Source organism: Temperatibacter marinus (genome assembly GCF_031598375.1).
Taxonomy (GTDB): domain Bacteria; phylum Pseudomonadota; class Alphaproteobacteria; order Sphingomonadales; family Kordiimonadaceae; genus Temperatibacter; species Temperatibacter marinus.
The window spans coordinates 1,655,001-1,667,362 of record NZ_CP123872.1; the positions used below are offsets into that span (position 1 = coordinate 1,655,001).

At 42.3% G+C, this 12,362-nt stretch carries 7 protein-coding genes, 1 tRNA gene and 2 rRNA genes (1 of these 10 only partly in view); 7 read left to right on the top strand and 3 right to left on the bottom strand.

Annotated elements, in window-relative coordinates; genetic code table 11:
* The 3 genes from QGN29_RS07430 to QGN29_RS07440 all read left to right on the top strand — a co-directional run.
* Positions 1-2,141: ribosomal RNA gene (locus QGN29_RS07430) — 23S ribosomal RNA — on the top strand (it extends 606 nt beyond the left edge of the window).
* Between the two features lie 81 nt (positions 2,142-2,222).
* A 5S ribosomal RNA gene (rrf, locus tag QGN29_RS07435) occupies positions 2,223-2,337 on the top strand.
* 206 nt (positions 2,338-2,543) lie between these two features.
* Positions 2,544-2,620: transfer RNA gene (locus tag QGN29_RS07440), tRNA-Met, on the top strand.
* A gap of 661 nt (positions 2,621-3,281) precedes the next feature.
* Here QGN29_RS07440 and QGN29_RS07445 read toward each other — a convergent pair.
* Together QGN29_RS07445 and QGN29_RS07450 are read right to left on the bottom strand one after the other, a co-directional pair.
* Entirely contained in the window at positions 3,282-5,423 is a 2,142-nt protein-coding gene (locus QGN29_RS07445; protein WP_310797218.1) for a peptidase domain-containing ABC transporter, read from the bottom strand.
* Positions 5,424-5,432: 9 nt separating this feature from the next.
* Positions 5,433-6,656 (bottom strand): HlyD family secretion protein, encoded by a 1,224-nt coding sequence (locus QGN29_RS07450; protein ID WP_310797219.1) that lies wholly within the window; start codon positions 6,654-6,656, stop codon positions 5,433-5,435.
* A 410-nt stretch (positions 6,657-7,066) separates the two neighbouring features.
* On the opposite strand from QGN29_RS07450, the gene QGN29_RS07455 reads away from it, so the two are divergent.
* The 3 genes from QGN29_RS07455 to QGN29_RS07465 all read left to right on the top strand — a co-directional run bounded on the left by QGN29_RS07455 (position 7,067) and on the right by QGN29_RS07465 (position 9,399).
* Positions 7,067-7,507: a hypothetical protein gene (locus QGN29_RS07455; RefSeq protein ID WP_310797220.1), complete on the top strand. Its 441-nt coding sequence runs from the start codon at positions 7,067-7,069 to the stop codon at positions 7,505-7,507.
* Between the two features lie 16 nt (positions 7,508-7,523).
* Complete coding sequence (locus tag QGN29_RS07460; protein WP_310797221.1) at positions 7,524-7,856, top strand: SdpI family protein; 333 nt, start codon at positions 7,524-7,526, stop codon at positions 7,854-7,856.
* Between the two features lie 226 nt (positions 7,857-8,082).
* Positions 8,083-9,399, top strand: coding sequence for a radical SAM family RiPP maturation amino acid epimerase (locus QGN29_RS07465; RefSeq protein ID WP_375164591.1), 1,317 nt, complete (start codon positions 8,083-8,085; stop codon positions 9,397-9,399).
* A gap of 42 nt (positions 9,400-9,441) precedes the next feature.
* On the opposite strand, the gene QGN29_RS07470 is transcribed toward QGN29_RS07465, so the two are convergent.
* Entirely contained in the window at positions 9,442-10,740 is a 1,299-nt protein-coding gene (locus QGN29_RS07470; protein WP_310797223.1) for a glycosyltransferase, read from the bottom strand.
* Between the two features lie 696 nt (positions 10,741-11,436).
* Between QGN29_RS07470 and QGN29_RS07475 the strand changes: the two genes are divergently transcribed.
* Entirely contained in the window at positions 11,437-12,261 is an 825-nt protein-coding gene (locus QGN29_RS07475) for a sulfotransferase (protein ID WP_310797224.1), read from the top strand.
* Positions 12,262-12,362 lie beyond the last annotated feature (101 nt).

Consider the following 12,362-nt stretch of genomic DNA (forward strand, 5'->3'; position numbering starts at 1 on the left):
CGTAGCGAAAGCGAGTCTGAATAGGGCGACTGAGTACGATGCATTAGACCCGAAACCCGGCGATCTAGATATGAGCAGGATGAAGGTGCAGTAACATGCACTGGAGGTCCGAACCCACACCTGTTGAAAAAGGTCGGGATGACTTGTGTCTAGGGGTGAAAGGCCAATCAAGCCGGGAGATAGCTGGTTCTCCGCGAAAACTATTTAGGTAGTGCCTCGGATGAATACTAACGGGGGTAGAGCACTGGATGGATGCGGGGGGCGCGAGCCTTACCAATTCTAACCAAACTCCGAATACCGTTAAGTAATATCCGGGAGACAGACTGTGGATGCTAAGGTCCATAGTCGAGAGGGAAACAGCCCTGACCACCAGCTAAGGTCCCTAAATCATATCTAAGTGGGAAAGCATGTGAGACGGCCATAACAACCAGGATGTTGGCTTAGAAGCAGCCATCATTTAAAGAAAGCGTAACAGCTCACTGGTCTAATTAAGCTGTCTTGCGGCGAAGATGTACCGGGGCTAAAGATATGTACCGAAGCTGTGGATTCAATCATTAGATTGAGTGGTAGCGGAGCGTTCTGTAAGTCTGTGAAGGTGTGGCGCGAGCCATGCTGGAGATATCAGAAGTGAGAATGCTGACATGAGTAGCGATAAAGAGTGTGAGAGACACTCTCGCCGAAAGTCCAAGGGTTCCTGCGTAAAGCTAATCTGCGCAGGGTTAGTCGGCCCCTAAGGCGAGGCCGAAAGGCGTAGTCGATGGGAAACAGGTTAATATTCCTGTACCTTGTGGGATGTGACGGATGACGTAAATTGTTCTTCCTTATTGGATTGGAAGGGCCGTGAAGTTGTCCCTGGAAATAGCCCCACAATAATGACCGTACCCTAAACCAACACAGGTGGACTGGTAGAGCATACCAAGGCGCTTGAGAGAACTCTGCTGAAGGAACTCGGCAAATTACCTCCGTAAGTTCGCGATAAGGAGGCCCTTGTAGAAGGCAACTTTTATGAGGGGGCACAAAAGAGGGGGTGGCGACTGTTTACTAAAAACACAGGGCTCTGCGAAGTCGCAAGACGACGTATAGGGTCTGACGCCTGCCCGGTGCCGGAAGGTTAAGAGGAGTGGTGAGAGCCGCGAATTGAAGCCCCGGTAAACGGCGGCCGTAACTATAACGGTCCTAAGGTAGCGAAATTCCTTGTCGGGTAAGTTCCGACCTGCACGAATGGCGTAACGACTTCCCCACTGTCTCCAGCAGAGACTCAGCGAAATTGAATTCTCCGTGAAGATGCGGAGTACCCGCGGTTAGACGGAAAGACCCCGTGCACCTTTACTACAGCTTCAGTGTGGTATTAGGGACAATATGTGTAGCATAGGTGGGAGGCTTTGAAGCAGGAACGCCAGTTCTTGTGGAGCCAACCCTTGAAATACCACCCTTGTTGTCTCTGATATCTAACCACGGCCCATGAACCTGGGCCTGGGACCCACTGTGGCGGGTAGTTTGACTGGGGCGGTCGCCTCCTAAATGGTAACGGAGGCGCGCGAAGGTAGGCTCAGAGCGGACGGACATCGCTCGTTGAGTGCAATGGCATAAGCCTGCCTGACTGTGAGACTGACAGGTCGAACAGAGACGAAAGTCGGTCATAGTGATCCGGTGGTTCTGCGTGGAAGGGCCATCGCTCAACGGATAAAAGGTACGCCGGGGATAACAGGCTGATACTGCCCAAGAGCTCATATCGACGGCAGTGTTTGGCACCTCGATGTCGGCTCATCTCATCCTGGGGCTGGAGCAGGTCCCAAGGGTATGGCTGTTCGCCATTTAAAGAGGTACGTGAGCTGGGTTTAGAACGTCGTGAGACAGTTCGGTCCCTATCTGCCGTGGGCGTAGGATACTTGAGAGGAGCTGCCCCTAGTACGAGAGGACCGGGGTGGACGTACCTCTGGTGGACCTGTTGTTGCGCCAGCAGCATTGCAGGGTAGCTATGTACGGAAGGGATAACCGCTGAAAGCATCTAAGCGGGAAGCCCCCCTCAAGATAAGGTATCCCTTGAGAGCCGTGGAAGACCACCACGTTGATAGGCCAGGTGTGGAAGCGTAGCAATACGTGAAGCTTACTGGTACTAATTGCTCGATAGGCTTGAGAATTCCCCATAGCCAATGATAAGAATCATTACACAAAAGAACTTTAATCAACTTTCTCGAAAACTTATAAGACTTATATGATGATCTGGTGGTCATAGCATGCCTGTCCCACCCGATCCCATCCCGAACTCGGAAGTGAAAGGGCATCGCGCCGATGGTACTTCGGCTTAAGCCGCGGAAGAGTAGGTCGCCGCCAGATCTTCATATCAGTCTTATCCTTATAATTTATCACAATAAAGTCCATTTAAACCAGCCAAAGGCTGGTTTTTGCTTTTTATAAACCAGTCTGGGTATAAAATTATCTACCGCGGCAGGGCGCGCCGCAAAGCTTTGAACACTCAAAGCCGAAAATAAGCTCCCAGGGAGTATTCAGGATTATCCAGGGTTATCCCTTAACTATACCGACGCGGGGTGGAGCAGCCCGGTAGCTCGTCAGGCTCATAACCTGAAGGTCGTCAGTTCAAATCTGGCCCCCGCAACCAATTAAAGGCCCAAGGCACTCAGTGCCTCGGGCCTTTAACTTTGTTACGAGGACACAGCTTTTAACTGTGCACGCTAGCAGGAAAGGCTAGTGTGCCAGTTCGGCCAAAGTGAGCAAGCGAACGGCGGCAACGTGAGGATCGCAGAGCGACCGCAAACGGTAAATCTGACACCGCAAACGTCGCGAAGCGGACGGAGTATAACGACGTCAACTAAGGCCCGTTAACTCAATAAGTTAACGGGTTTTGTCGTTTTAGAAGGGCTACAGATCCGAACACCACGGTAGCAATGCGGAAGCAGGGGAAAGGCTCAATCATTCCCTTTAACGTTCATTATAAAAGCCTTTTAAGTCTTCATAGGTTAGTAAAACTGTTTTGAGGAATTGTTCATGATCATCACATTATGTATCACGTAAATTTTTAAAATTAAAATATATAATAAAAACATATAGTTAAATATATACTTATCAGGCTCATAAACCAAAGGCTGTACCTTTATGGTGTGGCGGATTCATCCAGATAGTATTGCGATCTTTTGGCTTCAAAGAATATTCAGCATAGACTGTTAACTAGCATAAAATTAATATTGATTGATGAGAGACCTTATTTTCGTGGACATGCTTTTTACGGAACTCCCTCTCAAGAGTTTTGTTTTTTATAAGTATTATGTAGTGTAATTCTTTAAATAGTTTTGCATGTATTCATGTTTGTTTACTTCGACTAGCCGCCCAGCCTGTGTCTGAAATACTCTATCGGCTGCCATAATAGTATCTATTCTATGTGCAATTGTAATTCGAGTCACTTTGAGCTCTTTGATTGCGTGAATAATTTTACGCTCGGTTTCGTAGTCCAAGTGTGATGTGGCTTCATCCATTATTAAGATATTGGGAGATCGGTATATCGCACGAGCTATTAATAACCTTTGCCTTTGCCCTCCTGAAAGAGCAGAGCCAAATTTCCCAATTGGCGTGAAGTATTTCATTGGCATTTTCATAACTTCGTCTTGTAGGCCAGCTTTCAAAGCCGCACTTTCCACGCGCTCCATGTCCAATGTTTCATCAAATAGTGCAATTGATTGAGCAATGCTTCCATGAAAAAATCCGCCATCCTGAAGAACAGCGCCACTTTGCCTTTGTAGATTTCTAATGCCAAATTGCTTTAGTATTATTCCATCAATCAATATTCCTCCCTGGGTAGGTTCTAATAACCCCAAGAGCAATTTTGCAATAGTAGTCTTCCCGCCACCAGAAGGGCCAGTGATAGCAATATGCTCTCCCTTCCTTATACGCAAATTAATTCCAGCTAGGATAAATGGGTCGTAATCAGAATACCTGAAGTAAAGATCTTTTAGCACTATGCTTTCTTTTAAATTTTCAGATTGGTAGTCGTCCTCAGAGAAACATTCGTCCTCTGATGTCAAAGCGATGTCAGCAACTCGGTCGAAATGAAGCGTTAGCATTCGATAAGCTACAAATTGGTCAACCAATCTCCCGGAGCTGTTGATGAAGCTATTTTTATATGCTGTATAGGCAAACAACATACCCAAGCTGAATCCGCCTGCATCTAAAATGATTTCTATTGCTAAGTATATAATTACTATATTTTCTAAACCAAATAGAAGACTATAAATAGCTTCCTGAATATTTTTTATTCTCTGAAGAATGATGTTGGAATTGAAGGAGTTTGTTAGCTTATGGAGCCATGAAGCATGCTGGCCCGCTTCAGAGCCGAAAACTCTAAGAGTTTGAATGCCTTCAACATTCTCTATCATCTCAGTTTGCTCTATAGCTGCATCAACAATAGAATCTTCTGTAGCATTACGTTCAAAATATAAAAAAGAATACTTGATTAGGAAGTACAGAGACATAAAAGCAATGCTCAACATCGCTAAAATTGTACTATAATAAAACATTAAGATTACTGTTGTCAGAGCTAATAGCCCATCGATTATAATAATTACAGCCCCCTCAGTTAATGTCTGATTTATTGGGCCAATTGATTGAAAACGAGAGAGAATGTCACCAGTATGTCTTTTTTCAAACCAAGTTATTGGCAAGCGAAGAAGCTTGAATCCTGTATCGGCCGATATGGAAATTCCAAGAATTGCGCCAATACGAAGCATAATCATAGATCTAAGAAATAGGGCGATAGATTGGATAGTTGTGAATATAACAAAACCTATAGCTAAAGTGCTTAGTAGATTAAAATCAAGAGAAGGAAGGACCGTGTCGACAGCTACCTGCATGTAAAAAGGTGACGCAAGTACATAAGCTTGTAGTACAAGGCTTAAAAGTATGACTTGTGCTGCCGATATCCATATACCATTGATTGACCTAATGAGGCTCCAAGGCCGAAAATTAAGTTTTGGCTTTAGTGTAGATTGTCGTGGTATTGGTTGAAATTCTGCCGCAACACCAGTGAAGTGCTTAGCTATAGTCTCCTCACTTAGCCATCGAGACCCTAATGCGGGGTCATGGATCAGATAATTGTTCTTCTTGATGCGTTCAAGAACTACAAAGTGCTTTAAATCCCAGTGAAGAACAGCAGGCAATATCATTTGTTTGAGCCCATCGAAGGTTGATTCGACAGCTCGGCCTTGAAGCCCCATCTTTTCCCCTTGCTGGAGCAATGACTTAATACTCAATCCTCTAAGAGAGGGGTTGAGTGATTGCCTAAGCGTCGCAAGGTTTGTTTTTGTGCCATAAAAGTTGGAGATCATGGCTAATACGGCCAATCCGCATTCTGTTATTTGTGTTTGTTTTACGAGTTGTACGCGTTTTTGTCCAAAAATGGATAAATCTAACATTGATATACTCTATCGTTTTCTAATAGCGAAAATGGGTTCTAGAAGCCATTCATAGAAAGTTTGCTTCTCAGCTATAATCCATGCGTTTACCGTCATTCCAGGCAATAACTTATATTCGGTTCCATAGGCGAAGATTGATGTTGCATCAATTTCGACGTCAGCTTTGAAGGTCGGGATAGCGAACCCGTTTTGCAGGTGAGTATTTTTAATGCTTGTGCTTACAAAGCGTATAGTCCCATCTAAAGTTCCAAATTTTTCATAAGGAAAAGCATCAATAGCTAATTTGACACGTTGGCCTTTATTTACAAATCCAATGGCTGCGGGAGAGATTGTAAGTTGTGCTTCAAGTTGTGCTTGAGTTTTTACTAGTTGCGAAATAATTTGATTCCGCGCGACAAACTCTCCTTTTTTTATGTGGAGTGCAGAAACATTACCATTGATTGGTGCCCTTAATGTGTAAACTTGATCCGCTTTAAGCTGGGCAATTGATTGTTGGGATTGCTCATAGATAGCTTTAATACTTGATACGCGCCCACGATTTTCAGCTTGCTTTCTTTTAATGAATTTATTGAATTCGGCCAGTTCAAAAATTTTCAGATCAAGTTCCTGTTTTATACGATCAACAACAATTCGCTCGGATAGCATAGTCATTTGACGACTCTCTAGTTCTCGTTTACTCATATTTCCGGCTTCAAATGTTTTTGTTGCTCTGGTAAAGTCAGTTGTGACATTTTCCATTAACGTTTCGTGTAATTTCAATCTTTGACGTAGGTGATATAGGTTTTTTTCAAGCCTCTTTTTGCGAAACGTGAGTTCCATGTTTTCAATTTTCATAGATTCGAGGAGGGAACTCTCTTGTTCACTTATTAATTGCGCTTGTAGATTTAGGGATCGTTCAATGGCTTCGTTATTTCGTTTAGTTGAAATGCCACCTTCGCCTGTTGCGATAGTAACAATTATATCTCCAGCTTTAACTTGATCCCCTAATTTGATATGTACTTTTGAAATTATACCTTCCCGTATTGGCACTATGTTTGAGACGCCTGTAGAGGGGTAAATGGTTCCGTGGACTCGAATAATTCGGCTATAATTTGCTTGGAATACATAGGCCAAAGCTACAAATACAGTTGCTACAAGAAAATAAACTACATATGCGCCACTATTTGGAAGCTGAGTAAGGGGGGTCCCTAGATAACGGATTTGCTGCTCGTCAATCACTTGTTTTCTGAACATTGGAATCCACTTTCAAATAATTGGTCTATGTAATCAAATTCTTTTGAGGAATAATTAATTGCTAATATAAAATTGAGTATATTCTATAAGTACTATTTTCTAACTTATTGTATGTAATATCAAACATTTTCATTATTCCTGTAGTTAGAGACAGTGATCTATCATAGATTTATAAATACTCCCCAAGAGCACTTAAATCCTGCATAAAAATGCAGAATAGTGAAATTTTACAATTCTAATTAGTATTATTCAATTTATAAATAATAAATACAATAATAACTCTATAAAATACATCAATGGTGTATAATATTCTTATTAGAGGAATTATACACTTGAAACTAATATTAGAATATGATTTAACTTATTTGTAGATTTATTGCAACTAATAATAGTAAGTTATGGAGGCAATCATGACGGATTGTATTGAAACATTGGAAGGTCTTAGTGAGGCAATCAAAGCAAACCCTGCCCTAATTGATGAAATTCTCGTGGACAAATTTGACCTTTCTTCTTTTGTAGAGGGTGCCTCCCAAATTGGTTTTGGGATGAGTGAAGAAGATATCGAAGATTATTTAGTGGAAAAATTCCCATCAACGTTGTCAGGAAAAGATACCACTTACTATAATAGGAATCCTGACACTGGAGAATTGCGCGAACTCACTGCCGATGAAATGGAAGCCGTTGCGGGAGGGACTACTGTGATTGCAGCAGTCGTTGCAGTTTATGTGTTTATATATGCAGGTGCTGTGCTTGTGGTTGCTGCGGTAATAAACACTGGTGTAGCCGTTGGTGTCGGAGCTATTGCATATGCAACTGTCGTGACGACCGTATCTGGTTCCTCTAGCGAATAATTGTTGAGATAACTGTATGGAAAATCTACGCTGGTTGATTTATCTGCCGCATGTAATTTCTGCAGCATTTGCAATATTGGGTGTGCCTTTGGCCTTAGGGCTGGTTGCACCGAATGGATTGTATGGAATCCGAACACATAAAACATTAGAGAATTCAGAAGTGTGGTACCTAGCCAATACTGCTGGGGGAATAGCAATGATTGTAGCGGGTGTTGTATCTGTGTGTATTGTTATTTTGCTTCACAAATATGTGGGGATAGATAATGTCCATAAACTTGCATTGCCAATGTTTGTACCCGTGCTCATGATATTATTATTGCTTGTGCCTGTATCATTGCATTTTGCATGATTAGTGTGATGGATCAAATGTTAAGTCCATACCCAATGTACCCACAATAATTTTAGCTAGTCTTGAAGATGCCTCGGTCCTGCTATTTCTTATATGGGAAAGAATTTTAATGAAGTCACCTTATACAGAATATCTTGAGTCAAAAACTGAAACCGAACTAAATATAATCGCACATATAAAGCGATTTTTGGAATGTTTTGTAGGGGACAGAGAGTTCAGGGAGAGCGTGTCTGATAGCAGCCAGTCAACCGATGCACTGGCTCTAGAAAGAGGTATTCAGTTAGAAAACCTTGAATCATTAAGGCCTGTTTACGATCAGGAATTTGCTCACTTTCGTAAAGATGCTACTGTTGAAACTTGGACGCTAACAGCACTTTGGGATGAGTATCATGGTACTCTTACTGCAAGTCTGCCCTTCTACGCTTGGTCTGGTGATAGTGATGGGGTCACTGAAGACTTTGATAATTGGCGTCAAAAACAAATGATTCGGACAGCATTCGATGTGGGTGCGGCAGCTCGGGGATTAACGCATCCACCTGTCGCCTTTGAATTGTCAGATGGATGTAGTGTTGGATGTTGGTTTTGTGGTATCTCCGCAAAAAAATTTGGCGGGCATTTTCCCCTTGACGCAGTTGGTGTTGAACATTGGCGCGAAATTTTGGAGGCTACTCAATCGGTAATTGGGAGAGGGATGGTAGCTGGATTTTGTTATTGGGCAACGGAGCCTCTAGACCACCCTGATTATGTCAAATTTTTGGAAACCTATTATCAAGTTACAGGTGTGATCCCTCAGACAACGACAGCAATACCTCTTAGAAATGAGGAGCTCACCCGAAATGTTTTGTCACTATGGGATAAGTCTAAGTTTGTACCCAATCGATTTTCTGTTCTAACTACTCCTATTCTTAGACGCATTCACAATATATTTACGCCTGAAGAATTGTTAGGTGTCGAATTGGTCTTGCAAGGTTTTGAGAGCCTGACTCCAAAATCGAATGCGGGTAAGGCATATGAAAACGGTGAAAATAAAAGGCCAGTGAAATCTAAATCTGATAATATGCAAGAAGGTACCATTGCTTGTGTTACTGGCTTTTTAGTTAATTTACCTAATAGCACTGTTAGGTTAGTAAGTCCGACGCTTCCTAGTAAAGAGTGGCCGGATGGCTATTATGTATTTAGCTCAGCAAAATTCAAAGATCCAAGTGACCTAGCTCAGAAAATGAGAGAAATGGCGTTCGCCGAAAGTCGAAAAATGTTGAGTAGTAAAACGCCTATCTCACTAAGTAGCAGTTATCGTTTTGAAAATGAAGGAGAAGCGATAAAATTAAGGAATGATATATTCGGATTTACTATGGATATTTTTTCCATTATTGGCCCAATGCTAGATAGTGGGAAATACTCTCCCAATGAGATTTTGAAAAAAGCAGTTGCTGATGGATATGATCCAATACTTGTCATGAAAATCATGAGCGATTTGACAAATAGTGGTTTCGTTGGTGATGTCCTCCGTCCTGCATCTGCGTCTGTAGAAGAATTAGTGTAAACTGGGACTGATCCTGCAAATAATATTCTGGGCCTATATATTTTAGTTGTCCTTGGATGGAAGACCCTTTTCGATCAAATCACAGCTTTCTTTAATTCCATTGTTCTTACTAATTTGAATAGCATAGTAGTGTGCGGCTTCAGCAACTTTCTTTGATTCTAATAATGCGACTATCTTGGATGCAACCCGTTCAATAGTGAATTCTTTCTCCAGCAGATAGTCACCAAGATTGAGCGCTTTTATTTTGTCGGCATTATCAAATTGATCGAAAGCAGTAGGTCTAATTAACTGAGGAATGCCTGCCTGAATTGCTTGAGACATTGTTCCAATTCCTCCATGGTGAACAGCTAACAGTGATTTTGAAAAAACATACTCAAAATCAGCATAGTTTAAATGCAGACACTTATTAGGAATCTCGATGTTGACGCCTTCAATATCTCCTCCAATAAAAATGCAGGGAAGCTTCAGTTTGTCACTAACTATCCATGCAATATGAATGAGAGAGGTCACATTAGTATAGCCAGTTCCAAAACTAAAAATTATTGGAGCCCCATGACTGTCGATAAATTTATCGACATAACTTCTACTTTTAGGTTTTACGTCATTAAATAATGGGAAATTTGTTAGCGTAAGCTGTTTTGGCCAATCTTCAGCGGGCTCACCGTACCATGGGGGGAATAGTGCTATTTGTTGAAAAGTAGGATTGAGGTGCATTTCGACTGACGCTTTGCCTATAGATGAAAGTCCCAGCTTCTTACGCAATTGGTTTGCCTCTCTTATGTGAGGTTTCATGAGTTTCCGTCGTTCTTGCTTATTAAGCTCGTTTTTGAAATATTTTGCCTTCTCACCACTAGGTAGCCATGCTGGAATCAACCATTTAGTCGGGGCTGATGGCGATAGGGCAGATAATATGACTATGGGAGACAAAATGAAATGGACAACTGGCAAGTCGAAACTTTCTGCGGCCCAAACTGCACCATTAAGTGAAGGGTTTGAGCACATGATAATAGGCTTCTTATCAAATTTTGTACGGACCGACTTTACATATTTGTATGAGGTTCGCAATGACGAACGCCCTAGAATAGGCCATGTAATTTGCCCTGCACCTTTGCCAAACATCCAAAACCTCTCATCTCTGATTAACTTATTGTGATTGTCTACTGTGCCGGTGCTAACATGTTCAAAACCTTCTGCTTTCACAAGGTCGCAAAAACGATCGTTACTTAAAAAGATGATGTGCGCGCCTCTGGCGGAAAGCTCCTTACCAATTCCAATTAGGGGATAGATATCACCGCTCGTCCCCTGTGCTGATATGATGAACGTTTGTTGGGAAAGAGCCATTCTAGTATTATCCAGAAAAATATACGAAAGCCAGAAGCATTGAGATTAATTTGACTGTGTGAAGCTAAGTAATTACTATACACTATTAAGTAGACTGGGTGTGGGTCAAGATGATAATCTATGTTAAATAGCACAGTCTCTAGTTTAAAGTATCTTGGTGGATTTCCATTTTTTTTCATAGAATGAGGTCAACATAGTACGGTGTGAACATTTCAAGATCTAAGGAATACAATGATTGCAACCAGAGTGATACAAGTAACCCTCTGAAAATGTTGTTCTTCTAAAGAAGTTGGATTTAATCGAGGAGATAATGTGCTTGGTCACTGATTATCACACTTTATATCACATTATATTTATAAAGTTTATTATATACTATGATATCAAGTAGTTAAATATATACTTATCAGGCTCATAACCTGAAGGTCGTAGGTTCAACCGCAGGAGCAGCGAGACATCGTCTCGCGTAACAGCGACAAGGTCAGGAAGCCTACATAAAATGTAGGCGCACCTAAATCTGGCCCCCGCAACACCTCATCAACGTCACTCATAACAATACTGTCGTAAGAATGTCGAAGAGGGACTGTATCCCAAAGGGGAGGAGCCGGGACCGAAGCGTGATCCTGTATTTTGCTCTTGCTCTCTTTCCTTAGGCCCCATAGGGTACTATGCTGTTACCAACCGGTTGGGGAGGCCATCATGGATCAGACATTACATTTCATTTCGGGCCTGCCGCGTTCAGGCTCTACACTTCTAGCAGCCTTGCTGCGCCAAAACCCAAGGTTTCATGCGTCTATCAGCAGTCCTGTTGCCGCATTGATGAATGGGATGCTTGAACAGATCGGAGCAGGGAGTGAATTTTATCGGTTTTTTGATCAGGACAAGCGCAGGGCTCTTTGTGAAGCTTTGTTCAAGGCTTATTATGCAGAACATCAAGGGGAGACCGTAATTTTTGATACCAATCGATCCTGGACAGCGCGGATGCATCAGCTTGAGATGCTATGGGGTGAGTTTAAAATGATCGTTTGTGTGCGGAACCCCGCTTGGATCGTGGACAGTTTCGAAACCCTTTATCGCAATCATCCTCTGGATTATAGCCGTGTCTATTCGGGAAAAACTCGCGGCAACATCTACAGCAGAGCGGAAAGTTTAATGGCTCATTCTGGTGTTATAGGCAGCGCTTGGGCGGCGTTGAAGGAAGCCTATTACGGCCCTCTCTCAGATCGGCTTTTACTGGTGGATTATGAATTACTTGCCAAACATCCTGAAAAATGCCTTTCGTTGGTTTATGACTTTCTTGAGGAATCGCCCTTTAAGCATGACGTTAACAAAGTTGCTTTTGAAGATGCAGTATTTGACCGTGATGTGGGGGTTGAAGGGCTCCACTCCGTGCGAGGAAAGGTTGAGCTTCAAACCCGTGCCACTCTCTTGCCGCCTGACGTGTTCAAAACATATTCTGAGATGGCCTTTTGGCATGACACCAAAGGGACGAGGGCAAATCTGATATCGCATAAATCTTATTGATATATCTTTAGTTTGTAATTGACTCTCATAAGAATATTATTAAAGTTTTAACTTAACTTAGTACCTGAGTAGTTCTATTTTTTTCACTTTACTGATTGCTC